15 protein-coding genes are annotated in these 15,580 nt (G+C 64.3%); 8 read left to right on the top strand and 7 right to left on the bottom strand.

Annotated features, from left to right (window positions below; all coding sequences use genetic code 11):
- Positions 1-38 precede the first annotated feature (38 nt).
- Positions 39-1,073, top strand: coding sequence for a dihydroorotase (gene pyrC / locus WG900_RS13765; RefSeq protein WP_339967845.1), 1,035 nt, complete (start codon positions 39-41; stop codon positions 1,071-1,073).
- Here the strand turns inward: pyrC and rarD are convergent.
- Entirely contained in the window at positions 1,063-1,953 is an 891-nt protein-coding gene (gene rarD / locus WG900_RS13760; protein WP_339967844.1) for an EamA family transporter RarD, read from the bottom strand. The genes pyrC and rarD overlap by 11 nt on opposite strands.
- A 200-nt stretch (positions 1,954-2,153) precedes the next feature.
- Here rarD and WG900_RS13755 point away from each other — a divergent pair, with 200 nt between their 5' ends.
- Positions 2,154-2,615: a glycine zipper 2TM domain-containing protein gene (locus tag WG900_RS13755; protein ID WP_339967842.1), complete on the top strand. Its 462-nt coding sequence runs from the start codon at positions 2,154-2,156 to the stop codon at positions 2,613-2,615.
- 115 nt (positions 2,616-2,730) lie between these two features.
- Complete coding sequence (locus tag WG900_RS13750) at positions 2,731-3,432, top strand: hypothetical protein (RefSeq protein WP_339967841.1); 702 nt, start codon at positions 2,731-2,733, stop codon at positions 3,430-3,432.
- Between the two features lie 6 nt (positions 3,433-3,438).
- Here the strand turns inward: WG900_RS13750 and astD are convergent, their stop codons facing one another.
- Positions 3,439-4,851 carry a succinylglutamate-semialdehyde dehydrogenase gene (gene astD / locus WG900_RS13745; protein ID WP_339967840.1) on the bottom strand — a complete coding sequence of 471 codons (1,413 nt, stop codon included), beginning with the start codon at positions 4,849-4,851 and terminating at the stop codon, positions 3,439-3,441.
- A gap of 34 nt (positions 4,852-4,885) precedes the next feature.
- A complete protein-coding gene (locus WG900_RS13740) occupies positions 4,886-6,295 on the bottom strand; it encodes a protein adenylyltransferase SelO family protein (RefSeq protein ID WP_339967839.1) in 1,410 nt (469 codons plus the stop codon).
- An 80-nt stretch (positions 6,296-6,375) separates the two neighbouring features.
- Between WG900_RS13740 and WG900_RS13735 the strand changes: the two genes are divergently transcribed.
- The 5 genes from WG900_RS13735 (at position 6,376) to WG900_RS13715 (ending at position 12,044) form a co-directional block, all read left to right on the top strand.
- Positions 6,376-7,248, top strand: coding sequence for an alpha/beta fold hydrolase (locus WG900_RS13735; RefSeq protein WP_339967837.1), 873 nt, complete (start codon positions 6,376-6,378; stop codon positions 7,246-7,248).
- A gap of 14 nt (positions 7,249-7,262) precedes the next feature.
- Positions 7,263-8,390 (top strand): glycosyltransferase, encoded by a 1,128-nt coding sequence (locus tag WG900_RS13730; protein ID WP_339967836.1) that lies wholly within the window; start codon positions 7,263-7,265, stop codon positions 8,388-8,390.
- A 106-nt stretch (positions 8,391-8,496) separates the two neighbouring features.
- Positions 8,497-9,270 (top strand): tetratricopeptide repeat protein, encoded by a 774-nt coding sequence (locus WG900_RS13725; RefSeq protein WP_339967835.1) that lies wholly within the window; start codon positions 8,497-8,499, stop codon positions 9,268-9,270.
- A 31-nt stretch (positions 9,271-9,301) separates the two neighbouring features.
- Positions 9,302-10,642: a PQQ-like beta-propeller repeat protein gene (locus WG900_RS13720; protein ID WP_339967834.1), complete on the top strand. Its 1,341-nt coding sequence runs from the start codon at positions 9,302-9,304 to the stop codon at positions 10,640-10,642.
- A gap of 40 nt (positions 10,643-10,682) precedes the next feature.
- Positions 10,683-12,044: a methyltransferase family protein gene (locus tag WG900_RS13715; protein ID WP_417597932.1), complete on the top strand. Its 1,362-nt coding sequence runs from the start codon at positions 10,683-10,685 to the stop codon at positions 12,042-12,044.
- Between the two features lie 4 nt (positions 12,045-12,048).
- On the opposite strand, the gene WG900_RS13710 is transcribed toward WG900_RS13715, so the two are convergent.
- The 4 genes from WG900_RS13710 to WG900_RS13695 are packed head-to-tail and all read right to left on the bottom strand — an operon-like array spanning position 12,049 to position 15,429.
- On the bottom strand, positions 12,049-12,351 hold the full coding sequence (locus tag WG900_RS13710) for a putative quinol monooxygenase (RefSeq protein ID WP_339967830.1): 303 nt from the start codon (positions 12,349-12,351) through the stop codon (positions 12,049-12,051).
- The gene (locus tag WG900_RS13705; protein WP_339967829.1) at positions 12,351-13,724 is read right to left on the bottom strand and encodes a glutamate--cysteine ligase; all 1,374 of its coding nucleotides are present in this window, start codon (positions 13,722-13,724) and stop codon (positions 12,351-12,353) included. Before WG900_RS13705 ends, WG900_RS13710 begins: the two co-directional genes overlap by 1 nt.
- A gap of 44 nt (positions 13,725-13,768) precedes the next feature.
- Positions 13,769-14,518, bottom strand: coding sequence for a 16S rRNA (uracil(1498)-N(3))-methyltransferase (locus WG900_RS13700; protein ID WP_339968135.1), 750 nt, complete (start codon positions 14,516-14,518; stop codon positions 13,769-13,771).
- Between the two features lie 59 nt (positions 14,519-14,577).
- The gene (locus tag WG900_RS13695; RefSeq protein WP_339967828.1) at positions 14,578-15,429 is read right to left on the bottom strand and encodes an OmpA family protein; all 852 of its coding nucleotides are present in this window, start codon (positions 15,427-15,429) and stop codon (positions 14,578-14,580) included.
- Positions 15,430-15,580 lie beyond the last annotated feature (151 nt).

Raw genomic sequence — 15,580 nt, 5'->3', positions numbered from 1 at the left:
GGGTGACAGATAGGGTGCGAGGTGACTAAGGGGAAGCCATGGAAACGCTGACGATCCGCCGCCCCGATGACTGGCACGTTCACTTGCGCGATGGCGCGGTGCTGGAAGGCGTTCTGCCCTATACCGCGCGCCAGTTTGCCCGGGCGATCATCATGCCGAACCTCTCCCCGCCGATGACCGACTGCGCCGGGGTTGCCGCCTATCGGGCGCGGATCATGGCGGCATTGCCGGCGGGGATGGACTTCACCCCACTGATGACGCTCTACCTGACCGACGGCACGGACCCCGACGAGGTCGAGCGCGGCTTCGCCGGCGGGGTGTTCGTCGCGGCAAAGCTCTATCCTGCTCACGCGACGACCGGATCGGCCCACGGCGTGACAGACGTAGCCAATATCCGCGCCGTGCTCGAACGCATGGCCGCGATCGGCATGCCGCTGCTCGTCCACGGCGAGGTTACTGACGCCCACGTCGATATCTTTGACCGCGAGGCCGTGTTCATCGAACGCACGCTCGCCCCGCTGGTGCGCGACTTGCCAGCGCTGAAGGTGGTGTTCGAACACGTGACGACCGAGGAGGCCGTGCGCTTTGTGACATGCGCCGGGCCGAACGTGGCGGCAACGATCACGCCGCAGCACCTCCACATCAACCGTAACGCCATGCTGGTCGGCGGTATTCGCCCGCACATGTACTGCCTGCCTGTCGCCAAGCGCGAACAGCACCGGCTGGCGCTGCGCAAGGCGGCCACTTCGGGCAGCGCGAAATTCTTCCTCGGCACTGACAGCGCCCCCCATGCCGTCGGCGCAAAGGAAGCGGCTTGCGGCTGCGCAGGCATCTTCAACGCGCCCTTCGCCATCGAAAGCTATGCTGACGTGTTCGAGGAAGAGGGCGCGCTGGACAAGTTCGAGGCCTTCGCCTCGCTCAACGGACCGGCGTTTTACGGCCTGTCGGTGAATGAGGCGACGGTGACGCTGGAAAAGGCGCCCCAGCCGGTACCGGCGAGCATCGATGCCAATGGCACGAGCATCGTCCCGTTCCATGCCGGCGATACGCTCGGCTGGCGGCTCAGGCTTTAGAGCGCCGGCGGCCAAGCAGGTCCGCCACGAACAGGCCGATCGCCGCCCAGATCAGCACGAAGCTGCCCAGTTGCACCGGGCGCAGCGGCTCGTTGAATATGAACAGGCCTTCCAGAAAGACAACGGTCGGGGTGAGGAACTGGATGAAGCCGAGCGTCGAATAGTCCATGCGGCGCGCGGCGGCGGCGAACATTACCAATGGCACGGCGGTGACCACGCCCGAAAACGCGATGAGCGCATCGGTCTGCCCGCTGATGCCAAAGGCTGAGGCTGCCGGCAGTTGGGCGTGGTAGCCGATCAAGCCCAAGGCGGGCAGGGCGAGGATCGCGCTCTCTATGGTCAAACCGGGCAGCGATTCGACCGGGGCGATCTTGCGCACCATGCCATATGTGCCGAAGCTGAGCGCCAGTGACAGGCTGATCCACAGCATGTCGAGCGCACCGAACAACAGCAATGTCACGCCGATGGCGGCCAGTGCCACGGCAAGCCACTGCGGCCGGGTCAATCGCTCCTTCAGGAACACGGTGCCGAGCAGGACATTGACCAGCGGGTTGATGTAATAGCCAAGGCTGGCGGCCAGCACGTGCCCGGTCTGCACGGCATAGACATAGACCAGCCAGTTGATCCCGATCAGCAGCGCGCTGGCCAGCATGATCAGAAGGATTCGCCCGCTGGAAATCGCCGCGCGAACCGCACTCCACTGCCGCGCAATGGTCACGCCGATCAGGCAGATCGGCAGGGTGAAGATGATGCGCCAGCCAACGAATTCGAACGGCGGCACGTGACGCAGGAACTGCAGGTAGAGCGGCAGCAGCCCCCAGATGACATAGGCGCCCAGCGCCAGCGACAGGCCGCCCTGCCGTTCCTGTGCTGCGTTCATGACTGGGTCGCGATCATGCGCGGCGACTAGACCGGCTGAATCCGCGCGGCAAGCCGCCATTCGACGGGCGGAGTCACTCGGTTCGTCGCAAAATTCGATCCTGACACTGCGGTTGCCGTCTGTTCAGGTTTGCAGGTCTAAACATGAACACATCGACCGACACCGAGTCGGCCAACAGTTCAAAAGCGAAGGAGTTCCCCATGACCAACATCTTCAAGAACGCCGCCCTGGCGCTGGTTGCCCCGGGGCTCCTCGTCACCGCCATCCCCGCCGCGCAGGCCCGTGACTATGATCAGGGCAATTATGGCTGGTCGCAGAACGACAGCTACAATCACGGCCGTGACCGCAATCGTAACTGGCGCAATCAGGGTAACTACAATGGCGGCTATGGCTATCAGAGCGGTTACAACGGTGGCTACAACAACCGCTATGACGAGCCGGTCTATCGCAACACCCGCACCTGGCGCGGTGATGATGGCCGCTACTACTGTCGCCGCTCGGACGGCACGACTGGCCTGATCATTGGCGGGGCGGTTGGCGGCCTGATCGGCAACGAAGTGGCTGGTCGCCGCGGTGACAAGACCCTTGGCGTGATCCTTGGTGCGGGCATCGGTGCTCTTGCCGGCCGCGCAATCGACCGTTCGGGCAGCAGCTGCCGCTAAGTTCTGCCCCGTCAGAACAAGCACAGGGCTCAGCCACAGACCGAAGCGCTCCCGGACCAGCCGTCCGGGGGCGCTTTCGTTCATCCTTAACCAAAACCTCCGATAAGTGCGGGCCATGGCGCTCCGCTACACTCTTGTCCCTATCGTGCTGATCCTCGCTGTTGCGGGCTGTTCGCGCGATTCGGCGCAGGACGCAAAACCGGTCGATCCGGCTGTGAGCGCCGCTCTGGCTGGCCCCCTACTGACCGAGCCTGATCTTGCCGCGATGAACGGAGCGGGCCGGGCGCTGACCGGGATGGGCGTGGCATCGGCCCTGATCCCGGCAAACCTCTACACCCCCGAAGCGATTGCTGCGGCAAAGGCAGAGGCAAAGGCGCAGCTGGGTGGGGCGATCCCCGCTGCCCCAACTGCAAGTGGTTCTGAAAAAGCCATCGGCGGCCAGACTGCTCTCGATTCGATGCGCCGCGCATATGGCAAGGTGCCGTGCGAGGGCACGGCGAACTGGTCGGCGATCTGGGCCACGCGCCTGCCGCAGCCATTTGCGCCATACCCGCGCGGCCATGTCGAGGAAGCGCTCGGTGCGGATGATGGCACCTGCCATGTCCGCGCGGTAACCTATCGCATCGGAGTTACACCGGCAGAGGCGCTCGATTTCCATGCCGCTCAGGCGATGAAGGCGGCGCTTTCAGTCGAACATCGCGCTGATGGCGATTCCCATGCGCTTATTGCGGGGAAGGGCGCGCTTTCTGCGATGATTTACGTGCGTCCGGGGCCTGAAGGCCTCACCGAAGTGCACGTAGTCACCAGCGGCGGCTGAGGCCAGTCAGGAGTTGCGCAGGCCGACGCCGATCGTCGCGCGCGGCTGTTCCATTTCCGTGCTGGTGACAGGATAGGCGCAGTAATCCGCCGCATAGAACGCCGCCGGGCGGTGGTTGCCCGAAAGCCCGACGCCGCCGAACGGGGCGGAAGAGCTGGCGCCGTTGGTCGGCCGGTTCCAGTTGATGATGCCGGCGCGGACGTTGGCCCAGAAGCGGTTGTATTCCTGAGGCGTGCCCCCGACCAGCGAAGCGGCGAGCCCGAAGCGGGTGTTGTTAGCCTCGGCAATCGCCTCGTCAAAATCGTCGACCCGAATGACCTGCAGCATCGGGCCGAACAGTTCGACGTCGGGGCGTTCCTTCATCGCCGTGGTGTCGATGATCGCCGGCGACAGGAAGGGCAGCTTGGGATCCTGCCGGACCATGTGCTTAATCGGTTTGCCGCCGTTCGACAGCAGGTAGACGAAGCTTTCGGTCAGGCCGTCGGCTGCCGCATTGTCGATCACCGGGCCCATGAACGGCGAGGGATCATCGAACGGGGCGCCGACGATAATCCGATCGGCCAGCCGCTTTACCTCGTCGATCAGAGCATCATAGAGCGCGCCTTTGACGATCAGGCGCCGCCCGGCGCTGCAGCGCTGGCCGGCAGAGGTGAAGGCGCTTTGCACCACCAGCACGGCGGCATCAGCGATCTTGGGCGTGTCCCACACCACGATCGGGTTGTTGCCGCCCATTTCCAGCGCGACGATCTTGTCCGGCCGGGTGGCGAGCTTGCGGTTGATGGCGATACCGGCATGGGCCGAGCCGGTGAACAGGACACCGTCGATTCCGTCGTGAGCGACCAGCGCCTGACCCTCTTCCGGGCCGCCGACGAGCATCTGCACCACGGCGGCGGGAATGCCCGCGCGGTTGAAGCACAGGCAGAGGAATTCGCCCACCGCCGGTGTTTTCTCGCTCGGCTTGAAGACGATGGCATTGCCGGCGATCAACGCTGGAACGATGTGGCCATTGGGCAGGTGCGCGGGAAAGTTGAACGGCCCGAGCACGGCCATCACGCCATGCGGCTTGTGGCGCACAGCCATCGTGCCCTGCATCGCGTTGTCCAGCTTGCGTTGCGACGTGCGCTCGGCATAGGCGCGGATCGAGATTTCGACCTTGGCGACCACTGTCTCAACTTCGCTACGGGATTCCCATAGCGGCTTGCCGGTCTCGCGGGAAATGAGATCGGCGAATTTGTCCGCTTCCTTACGCACTTCGTTGGCAAAGCGGCGGACCAGTTCCATGCGGGTTGCGAGCGGCTGGGCGGCCCATGCCGGCCAGGCGCGGCGCGCGCGTGCCACTACGTCATCGACGTCGCTCCGCTTGCCGCGCCACAGCTCTTCACCGGTCGCTGGTTCGTAGGAGACGATTTCGTTGCTCATGGAACTTGGAGTATCCCTCTCAATTTACGGGCTACTACGCCGAATCTGTTGCCAAATCCTCAACTTCGCGCAGCGCGGAGCCGAGGGTGCGTAGAGCGGATAGAGTGTCGGCAAGCGCTTGCCAATCGTCCTTGTCATCGATTGCGGACCAGATTCGTTCCACTTCGTCGATCACCATGGTCGGCGGGGCGGGCTGCGACCAGAACGCATGGTCCAGCGCGCCGGGCAGCGGGCGGGCCTTAGCAAGCGCTTCGCCGAGGGGGCCATCGGGGGCATTGCGGCCGCCGCGGTGCGTGAAAAAGAACGCATCCGGGCCGATTTCGCGCTCTCGCATGTGCTTTTCCGCGGCGCCAATCAGCTCGCGGGCATCCTCCGGCTTGGGGTCGGCAATACCCAGCCGCCGGCTGAAATGGCGCGCCATAGCTGCCTCATAGAGCGGGCCGAACCGGTCGAGTGCGGCGATCAGCGGCGGTGCCTCGGCCAGCATACGCAACGCCACTGCAAGCTGGCTGCAATTCCACAGCAAGGCCTCTGGCTGGCGGCCAAAGGCGTAAAGCCCGGAGTGATCGAAATATGCGGCGGTGAACGCCGGGTCCCAGCGCGGCAACCAGCGCCACGGACCATAGTCGAAACTCTCGCCCGACACGTTCATGTTGTCGGTATTGAGCACGCCGTGGACGAAGCCGGCGACCATCCAGCTGGCGGCCAGATCGGCCAGCCGCTCGACGACCTGATGGAGCAAGCGAACGGCAGGTTCGTCAGCGCCGGGTGCATCCGCCGGGGCGGGCGGTCCGGGGAATTGCGTGAGACAATAGTTTACCAGTTCCTCCATGTGGCCGCGTTCTTCGAGCATGAGCAATCGCTGGAAGGTGCCGATGCGAATGTGGCCGTGGCTGAGCCGCACCAGCACGGCGGAGCGGGTCGGCGAAGGCTCATCCCCGCGCATCAGTGATTCTCCGGTTTCGATCACCGAGAAGGTCTTGGAAGTGTTGACCCCCAGCGCCTCGAGCATTTCAGTGGCGAGGATTTCGCGCACCGCGCCTTTCAGCGTCAGCCGCCCGTCGCCGTCGCGGCTCCACGGGGTGCGGCCCGATCCCTTGGTGCCAAGGTCCAGCAACCGGCCATTTTCATCGCGCATCTGGGCGAAGAGAAATCCGCGCCCGTCGCCAAGGTCGGGGTTGTAATGGCGGAACTGGTGGCCGTGGTAACGCAGCGCCAGCGGCTGGGGCAGGTTATCGGGCAGAGGGGTGAAGCGCCCGAAGTGGGCGATCCACTCGGAGTCGCTCAGGTGATCGAGGCCCACAGACGGCGCCCAGCGGTCATTGCGGAACCGCAGCCGCGTCTCCGGAAAGTCCGCAGGCGCAACAGGATCGGCCAGCCATCCCGCCAGCGGCAGGATCGCAGGATCGGCTTTATATGCATTGGCTTGCGGTTCGTCGCGCATCACGCGATAGTGGGGGCTAGACCATCGCCGTGCAAGCGGCGCGCGATCCGGGCCGGTGCCCTGACTTGCAGAGGAACCGTGTGAGCCAGTTTGAAGACCGCTATTGGACGAGCCAGGACGGGCTCAAGCTCCATTACCGCGACTATGCAGCAACGGGGGCCAGTGCGGATGGCCGCCCGCCCGTACTGTGCATGCATGGCCTGACCCGCAATGCCCGCGATTTCGAAGTCGTCGCGCCGCGGCTGGCGGCAAACGGCTGGCGGGTGATCTGCCCCGACATGCGCGGCCGGGGTGACAGCGCCTATGCTAAGGACCCGGCGACTTACAACCCGGTGCAATATGTTCAGGATGTCACCGCTCTGCTCGACGAATTGCAGATCGACCGCTTCGTTTCCATCGGCACGTCGATGGGCGGAATCATGACGATCATCATGGGATACACCATGCCCGGCCGAGTGGCCGGATGCCTGCTCAACGATATCGGGCCAGAGGTGGAGACCGTCGGCCTTGACCGGATCATGGACTATCTCGGGCAGGGGCGCACTTTCCCCACCTGGATGCACGCCGCCCGCGCTATAGAGGAAACCCACGGAGCCGCATTTCCGGACTGGAAGATCGATGACTGGCTGGTCATGGCCAAACGTACGATGACCCTGTCGAGCAATGGCCGCATCGTGTTCGACTATGACATGAAGATCGCCGAGCCGTTCAAGGGCGTCGACTATACCAGCCAGCCGCACATGTGGCCGGGTTTTCAGGCGCTTGCCGCCAAACCGGTCACCGTGCTGCGCGCAGAACTGACCGAGCTGATCTCTGCCGAGACGTTCCGCAAGATGGGCGAATGCGGGCCGGACGTCGAACTGGTCACCGTGCCGCGCGTCGGCCATGCGCCCACGCTCGAAGAGCCGGAAGCCGCTGCCGCGATTGACCGCCTGCTCGCCCGGGCCGGCTGAAAGCAAGACCCAACATGCGCGTCCTGCATCTCCATTCCAGCTTCAACGCGGGCGGCAAGGAGCTGCGCTGCGCCAAGCTGATCAACGCCTTTGGTCCCGGCATCGAACACGACATCGTCTCGGCCATTCCCGGCGCGATGGGCGCAAAGGTCGCAATCTCGCCTCGCGCCAGGGTGAACTATCCCACGGATTTTCCATCGCTTCAGGGCAAGCCGCTGCCACGCCGGATCGAACGGATTGCCAAGGCCATGGCGGGCTATGACCTTGTCCTGACCTATAACTGGGGCGCGATGGATGCGGTGATGGCGCACACGCTGCTTGGCCCCCGTATGGGCCTGCCGCCGCTGGTCCACCACGAGGACGGCTTCAACGCGGATGAGGCGATCAAGCTCAAGACCTCGCGCAACTGGTATCGCCGGCTGGCACTGGCCCATGCCGAGGTGCTGGTCGTGCCCTCGCGCCAGCTGGAACATATCGCGCTCACTGCCTGGGCGCAGCCGCGCGGCAAGGTCCACCGCATCGCAAACGGCATCCAGACTTCGGACTATGGCCGCAAGGCCCGGCGCGATGCGCTGCCACGCGTGATCAAGCATGATGACGAATCGTGGCTCGGCACTATTGCTGGCCTGCGCGAAGTGAAAAACCTGCCACGTTTGGTCCGCGCCTTTTCGCACCTTCCTGATAACTGGCAACTGGTGATCCTGGGCGAAGGACCCGAGCGCGAGGCGATCCTGAAGCAGGCGATGGCGCTCGATGTCGGCTACCGGGTGCACATGCCCGGCTTCATCGCCGATCCTGCCAAGGTCATCGGCCTGTTCGATCTGTTCGCGCTGTCGTCTGACAGTGAACAGTTCCCGATCTCGGTGGTCGAGGCGATGGCAGCGGGCCTCGCAGTTGTTTCCACCGATGTCGGCGATGTCGCGCAGATGGTGTCGGAAGCCAACCGGCCCTACGTGATTCCTAAGGAGCGCGAGAGCGACTATGTCGACGCGCTTGAGGCGCTGGCGCTCGATCCGGTGGGCCGGAAAAAGGTCGGCGAGGCCAACCGCACACGGGCGCGGGCCGAATTCGACGAGGCGACGATGGTCGCCGCTTACCGTCAGGCGTACGCGAAAGCGATGAAACGCGAACGATTCGGGTGACAAACCCGGTTATTCAGGCGGGCTTCACGATCAATTCCGTTGAAAAGGCCCGGTCCGAACCCTAAACAGCCGCCAAACCGGACCCGCTTGCCGAAAGACACCAGACTTGGCCCTCAGCCCTGAAAATTCGAAATCCCCCGCACTCAGCCGCGATGATGCCCAGAAAGAGGGCTTCATGCGCGAGGTGGACGAGGCGCTGCGCGAAGATCAGGCACTTGACCTGATCAAGCGCTGGGGCAAGCCGATTGGCGCGGCGATATTCCTCGGCCTTGCTGGCCTTGGCGCGTGGATCGGCTGGGATTATCATCAGGATCAGGGCCGGGCCGAGCGCGCCGAAACCTATGTGAAGGCGCTCGACCAACTCGAAGCTGGCAAGCTCGATGAAGCCAGCAAGCTGCTCGATCCGCTGACCAAGGGCAGCAATGACGGCAGTCAGGCTTCGGCGCGGATGCTGCAGGCCGGGATTCTCGCCGAACAGGGCAAAAGCAACGATGCCGCCAAGGCCTTTGCCGCGATCGCCGCAGACAGCAGCGCCCCGCAGGCGTACCGCGATCTCGCAACGATCCGCCAGACCGCGCTAATCTTCGATAGCGCCGCGCCTGACAAGATTGTCGCCGCGATGAAGCCGCTGGCAGTGCCGGGCAAGCCGTGGTTCGGCTCTGCAGCGGAACTGCTCGGCATGGCCTATCTCAAGCAGGGCAAGAATGATCTCGCCGGCCCGCTTTTCGCCTCGATTGCGCGCGACAAGACAGTGCCCGACAGCCTGCGCCGCCGCGCGCGGCAGATGGCAGGATACCTTGGCGTCGATGCGGTCGATGACGTGAACGAGGCCGTGAAAGATGTGACCGCGGCCAATGCGCCGCAGCAGGGGCAACAGTAAGATGACTGGGATTAAAATGAAGGATGCCCCGATGACCTCCAAGACCCCGCTTCGCCGCGCGGCGACTCTGGCCGCGCTTGCCATGGCGGTGACGCTTTCGGGCTGCGGCGTATTCGGCAAGAAGGGCCCGACCACCCCCACCGTGGGCAACCGCGTGCCGATCCTCAGTCGGGTCGAATCGGGTGCCAAGGTCGATCCCAACCTCGCCTCGGTCGCTGTCGTGCTGCCGCCGGCAGAGCCCAATGCCGATTGGCCGCAGGCCGGCAACACGCCTACCAAGTCCTATGGCCACCTCGCTCTGGCCGAAGCGCCGGCGCGCGGCTGGACCCAGTCGATCCAGGGCAACAGCAAGAGCCAGCGCCTCGCCGCATCGCCGGTGATCGGCGGCGGCATGATGTTCGTGATGGACACCGCCGGCGTGGTTCACGCCTTTGACGCGGCCACCGGTGCCCAGCGCTGGACCAAGTCGTTCAAGATCACCGGTGACGGCGCCAGTTCAGTATTCGGCGGCGGTGCTGCCTATGATGACGGCAAAGTCTATATCACCACCGGCGTCGGTGAAGTCGCCGCGCTCAACGCCAATGACGGCAGCCAGCTGTGGAAGGTAAAGCCCGCCGGTCCGCTGCGCGGTTCGCCGACCGTGGAATTCGACCAGGTCTTCGTCATGACCCAGTCGAACCAGTTGATCGCGCTCAACGGCGCCGATGGCGCGCTGCTGTGGAATGAAAGCGGCTCGAACGGCCTGTCGGGCATCTTCGGCGTTGCCGCGCCGACTGTCGGGCAGGGTTCGGTGATCGCTGGCTATTCGACTGGCGAACTGGTTGCCTACCGCTATGAAAACGGCCGCACGCTGTGGTCCGACGCATTGGCGCGCACCTCGCTTTCGACCACCGTGGGCGTGCTGACTGACATTGACGCCGATCCGATCGTCGACCGGGGCCGCGTCTTCGCGCTCGGTCAGGGCGGCCGTATGGCGGCCTATGAATTGCTCACCGGCCAGCGCGTCTGGGAGCTAAACCTTGCAGGCATCTCCACCCCGGCGATCGCGGGTGAATGGATCTTCACGCTGACTGACGACGCCAAGCTGCTGTGCATCGCGCGCGGCACCGGCAAGGTGCGCTGGGCGACCCAGTTCCAGGCGTTCGAGAACGTCAAGAAGAAGAAGAACCCGATCTTCTGGACCGGCCCGGTGCTGGCCAACAACCGCCTGTGGGTGGCCAATACCGAAGGCGAAATCTACTCGGCCAGCGTGGCAGACGGTTCGGTGGCCCTGTTCACCAAGCTGTCGAGCAGCGTCAGCCTGGCGCCGATCGTTGCCGGCAACACGCTCTACATCCTCGACGACAGCGGCCGGATCACCAGCTTCCGCTGATTTGTCGCCGGTTTTACCGGGCGCTTAACCATTTGGCCTTATGGCGCAGGCTGTGAACACGCCTGCGCCTGTCGCCGATCCGCGGCCCAAGAGTGACGTTGCCGGAGCCGTCGGGCTCGTCGGCCTGTTGGGCCTCGCTGTGTGGGTGGCGTTCTGCCACTTCTGGCCCGAGATCGTCGATGCCTTCGTCCTGAGCAGCCCGCGCGAGCGGTTGACCGGGCCGAACGCAGCGCTGATGGGTCTGGTTTTCTGCGCTCTGCCGATGGTCCTGTGGTCGGTGCTGGTCGAAAAGGTCCACTTGCGCCCCTCGACCGGGATCGACTGGAAGATCAAGCGCCCGCTCGCCTCGGTGGTCGACATTTCGATCACCAAACTGGCCGGCCTCTGGGCGACATGGGCGATCATCGGCTTCCTCTATTGCCTGTTCCGTTGGTACTGGGATGGCCCCTATCAGGTGGCGATGACGGTACTCGGCTGGTCGGCGGTGCCGCTGTTCCTGCTCTCCGTGCCTTATGTCCTGTGGCTCGACCGCGTGCTGGTGGAGCCGCGCGATGCCTGCTGGCACCTCGGCGCCTGGCTGATCGGGCGCGAGGCGCATGACCCGGCGCAGATTGCGATTCACTTGCGGGCATGGGCCGTCAAAGGCTTCTTCACCGCCTTCATGATCTCGATCGTTCCGGGCGGTTTCGCCGACCTTGTCGGGCGCGACTGGGCCGGCTTCTGGCGCGATCCCGTTGCCATCGCCAACCTGCTGGTGCTGATGATGTTCGTCGTCGATGAACAGATCGGCACGGTCGGCTATATCCTGACGATGAAACCGCTCGATGCGCAGATCCGCTCGGCCAATCCGTTCCTTGCCGGCTGGGTCGCGGCGCTGATGTGCTATCCGCCGTTCCAGATGATGAACCAGGGCGGCCCGCTGTTCTACGAGGCGGCGACGGCGGACTGGACGTGGTGGCTGCAGGGGCAGACGGTGCTGCTGTGGGTCTGGGCGGCGCTGCTGGTTACCCTCACCGGCATCTATGCCTCGGCGACCGTGGCTTTCGGTATGCGCTTTTCCAACCTTACCTATCGCGGCGTGCTGACCCATGGCCCCTACCGCTGGACGCGGCACCCGGCCTACCTGTCAAAGAACGCGTTCTGGTGGCTTGCGACGATGCCGTTCCTTGTCACCAACGGGTCGACAACTGACGCGGTGCGCAACGCTGTCTGCCTCGCCGGCGTGAGCGCAATCTATTTCTGGCGTGCCAAGACCGAGGAAAAGCACCTGCTCTCGGAAGATGCCAAGTACCGCGAATACCACGCGTGGATGGACCGCAATCCCACGGTAACGCGCTTTATCAACCGGTTGTTGGCAGGGCTGAAGCCCCAGCGCGGCGCGGTGGTGCAGCCGGCTGAGTAGTCAATCAGACGGCGCGTTCGCTGGCGATTTCGTACATCGTCACCGAGCGGCCCGTCAGGCCAAAACCCTCACGCACCCGCTTCCACTCGTCCATGTGCGGCGCAGCAAGGTGCGCGGCGAGCGCTTCGGCGCTTTCCCACTTCTCGGCTATGCGGATCAGGCAGGGATCGAGCAGGTCGGGCGCATAGGAATAGCCGAGGCAGCCGTCCTCTGCGCGGGTCAGCGTGACCACCCGTTCCATCGCCGGGCGCGCGGCTTCGAGGTTCTCGGCGGGCAGGCGGAACTCGCCCATGACAATAACGCTCATCAGAAGCTCTTTTCTTCGTAGACGCGCGAAACGTCGCCGCCCCATTCGCCGTGGAAGCGGTCGAGCAGGCGCTGGGCCGGCACTTTCCCGCTGGCGACGATATCATCGAGCGGGCCGAGGTAGCCGCTTTCGTTGTCGCCGGCAGCGTTGAGCTTGGCTCGGGAGTTCAGGCCCGAACGTGAAATCGCCAGCACTTCGGCAGCGATATCGCGCAGGCTGCCGCCGCCGGGGATCGGCGCATCGAGCGCCAGCTTGGGCACCGAGGCGCGCAGTTTCTCGCGCCCTTCCATGTCCCAGTCCTTGACGAGGTTCCACGCCGCATCGAGCGCGCCCTGATCGTAAAGGAGGCCGACCCAGAAGGCGGGCAGGGCACAGATCCGGCCCCAGGGACCGCCATCGGCGCCGCGCATCTCGAGGAAGCTTTTGAGCCGCACTTCGGGGAAGGCGGTGGAAAGGTGGTCGTTCCAGTCGCTCAGCGTCGGCTTTTCGCCGGGCAGGACCGAGAGCTTGCCATCAAGGAAATCGCGGAAGCTGAGGCCGGCGGCGTCGATATATTTGCCGTCGCGGTAAACGAAGTACATCGGCACATCGAGCATGTAGTCGACATAGCGTTCGTACCCGAAGCCGTCCTCGAACACGAAGGGCAACATGCCGGTGCGCGCGGGATCGGTGTCCGACCAGATGTGGCTGCGATACGAAAGCATGCCGTTGGGCTTGCCTTCGGTGAAAGGCGAATTGGCGAACAGCGCGGTCGCCAGCGGCTGCAGGGCGAGCGACACGCGGAACTTCTGCACCATGTCCGCCTCGCTCGAATAGTCGAGGTTGGTCTGGATGGTGCAGGTGCGCAGCATCATGTCGAGGCCCATCGATCCGACCCGCGGCATATGGCGCAGCATGATGGCATAGCGGCCCTTGGGCATGATCGGCAGCTCTTCGCGGGTCTTGTCAGGCCACATGCCAAGGCCAAGGAAACCGATGCCGAATTTCTCGCCGATTTCCTTGACCTGAGCCAGGTGGCGGCCGGTTTCGGCGCAGGTCTGGTGCAGGTTTTCCAGCGGCGCGCCGGAAAGTTCGAGCTGGCCGGCGGGTTCCAGGCTGACATTGCCGTCCGCGCCCGACAGCGCAATGATCTTGCCACCTTCCAGAATCGGCTTCCAGCCATAGTCCTGCAACGCGACCAGCAGGTCGAGAATGCCGCCCTTTTCGTCGTAACTGGGGGCGTGGTGATCGCTCTGCGCATAGACAAATTTCTCATGCTCGGTGCCGATCCGCCAGTTTTCGCGGGGCTTTTCACCCTTGGCCATCGGCACGACGAGATCCTCGCGGCGCTCGATCACGGGATCGTTGCGTTCTGAAACCTGTCTTGTGCTCATGCGGGCGAGGTAGTGTTTTGTTCGCTCCGGCGCCAGTGCAAAAATCAGTCGGTCCAGTCGCCCGCAATCCCCATCCACAGCGCCATGCCGCCGATCGCCGCGGTTTCGCCGCGCAGCACACGGGGGCCAAGGGTTATCGCGCGGGCTTGCGGCAGGGCGCGGATCGCGGCGCGCTCGCTCTCGTCAAAGCCGCCTTCGGGGCCGGTGAGCAGGGCTGCCGTGCCGGAATGGGCGGAAAAGGACGCCGCTGCCGGTTCCCCGCCATTCTCGTCAGCGAAGAACAGCGCGCGGTTTCCGTCCCAATCCCGCAGCAGGGCATCGAGCTTCACTGGCGCGGAAATCTCGGGCAGCGCCGTGCGGGCGCATTGCTCGGCGGCTTCAACCAGCACGGCGCGGGCGCGTTCAAGGTTGAGCTTGTCCGCCACGCAGCGCCGGGTCAGCAACGGCTGAATGCGTGCTGCGCCCAACTCGCAGGCCTTTTCGAGTACAAGGTCGAACCGGTCCTTCTTGAGCAGCGCGGCGCAGAGGGTGAAATCGGGCACGCCCTCGCGCGGGCGCAGCAAGGTCTCAGGCGAAAGCAGGACCTCGCGCTTGCCGGCAGAGGCGACCCGCGCCGCCCATTCGCCAGTGACATTATCGCACAGGATCACCGCATCGCCCGCGGCCACGCGCATTACGCGGGAAAGGTAATGGGCCTGCGGGCCTTCGATCGAGATGGTTGCGCCTTCGGCCAGAACCTGTTCGACGAACAGGCGCGGTGCGCTTTTGGGCGGCCAGGCCGGAACTTTGGGCAGGGGCGTTGCGGGCATGGCGCAGCCATAACGACTGCGCCCGCCCGCGTCACGCCTGGTTCTTACAGCCCGTCGAGGCCCTTGCTGACCAGCACGTTCACCGCCACGCGGCGGTTCTGCGCCTTGCCTTCTTCGGTGGAATTGTCCGCCAGCGGGTCGGCCTTGGCCATGCCGGTCGGCGTCAGCATCCGGTACGGCTTCCAGTGGCACTGCTGCTGGAGGTAGTTGATCACGCTATTGGCGCGCTTTTCGCTGAGCACCTGGTTGTATTCGTCGCTGCCGACCGAATCGGTATAGCCGACGACAAGCAACAGCGCGTTGTTCGTGCCTTCCGCCGCAGCGGCGGCATTGCACAGTTCGGCCCGTGCCTGCGGGGAAAGCGCGGATTTGCCGGTATCGAAATAGACGTTGGTCGTTGCCTTGACGTTGTACTTGTCGATGTCGCCCATGCGGCCCTTGAGCGCCTCGGTGGCGGCGGTCTGTTCGCCAAAGCGCTGATCGGTGGCATTGCGGATCATCGCCGCCGTTTTGTAATCGCCGCTCTTGAAGCTGACCTGGCTGGCCATCAGCCCGGCTTCGGATTGCATGGTCTTGACCGTCACCGGCATGCCATTGAGCAGGGCTGCACTCGATGCCGGGTTCTTCTTCGAGAATCCGCCGCCGCTCGTTTTGAACTTCGTCGTTTCGCTCAGATCGATCACCGTTGCCGTGCCGTCCATCGCCGTCACCTTGATCCGGTTTTCGTTGCGCGCAGTGATCACGCCCTTGATTTCCGGACCTGGGGTCAGCACCGGCGCATTGACGACGATGTTGGCATTTGCCGTTTCCTGCTGGGCATGAACGCCTGCCGAAAGCGGCAGCGCCATCATGGCCAGAGCGATGTGCACCCCTGTTTCTCCGGAAATGAAACGCATGAAGTCATCCTTGATAGTGAACCTGCGCGGACCCGTGTTGGCCGCTACCTTGCTCGCAGATGAATGCAAGCATAAGTCGGGGTCGGGTAGTGAGCGGGGCGCGACGAGCGGAGCAATTCGGCTCAACTCCTGCCGCTGAGGGGAAGGGGCA

Origin of the sequence: Novosphingobium aquae, from assembly GCF_037572715.1 — a bacterium.
In the GTDB taxonomy this organism is placed as follows: domain Bacteria; phylum Pseudomonadota; class Alphaproteobacteria; order Sphingomonadales; family Sphingomonadaceae; genus Novosphingobium; species Novosphingobium aquae.
The sequence above is the reverse complement of the archived record's forward strand: the minus strand, read 5'-3'. Positions and strand labels throughout refer to the sequence as shown.

Bases quoted from the DNA above. Each gene is read 5' to 3' on its own strand.
- WG900_RS13715 (WP_417597932.1), top strand. From the start codon at position 10,683: ATGGCGCAGGCTGTGAACACGCCTGCGCCTGTCGCCGATCCGCGGCCC.
- pyrC (WP_339967845.1), top strand. From the start codon at position 39: ATGGAAACGCTGACGATCCGCCGCCCCGATGACTGGCACGTTCACTTG.
- WG900_RS13730 (WP_339967836.1), top strand. From the start codon at position 7,263: ATGCGCGTCCTGCATCTCCATTCCAGCTTCAACGCGGGCGGCAAGGAG.
- WG900_RS13720 (WP_339967834.1), top strand. From the start codon at position 9,302: ATGACCTCCAAGACCCCGCTTCGCCGCGCGGCGACTCTGGCCGCGCTT.
- WG900_RS13750 (WP_339967841.1), top strand. From the start codon at position 2,731: ATGGCGCTCCGCTACACTCTTGTCCCTATCGTGCTGATCCTCGCTGTT.
- WG900_RS13705 (WP_339967829.1), bottom strand. From the start codon at position 13,724: ATGAGCACAAGACAGGTTTCAGAACGCAACGATCCCGTGATCGAGCGC.
- WG900_RS13695 (WP_339967828.1), bottom strand. From the start codon at position 15,429: ATGCGTTTCATTTCCGGAGAAACAGGGGTGCACATCGCTCTGGCCATG.
- WG900_RS13740 (WP_339967839.1), bottom strand. From the start codon at position 6,295: ATGCGCGACGAACCGCAAGCCAATGCATATAAAGCCGATCCTGCGATC.
- astD (WP_339967840.1), bottom strand. From the start codon at position 4,851: ATGAGCAACGAAATCGTCTCCTACGAACCAGCGACCGGTGAAGAGCTG.
- WG900_RS13755 (WP_339967842.1), top strand. From the start codon at position 2,154: ATGACCAACATCTTCAAGAACGCCGCCCTGGCGCTGGTTGCCCCGGGG.
- WG900_RS13710 (WP_339967830.1), bottom strand. From the start codon at position 12,351: ATGAGCGTTATTGTCATGGGCGAGTTCCGCCTGCCCGCCGAGAACCTC.
- rarD (WP_339967844.1), bottom strand. From the start codon at position 1,953: ATGAACGCAGCACAGGAACGGCAGGGCGGCCTGTCGCTGGCGCTGGGC.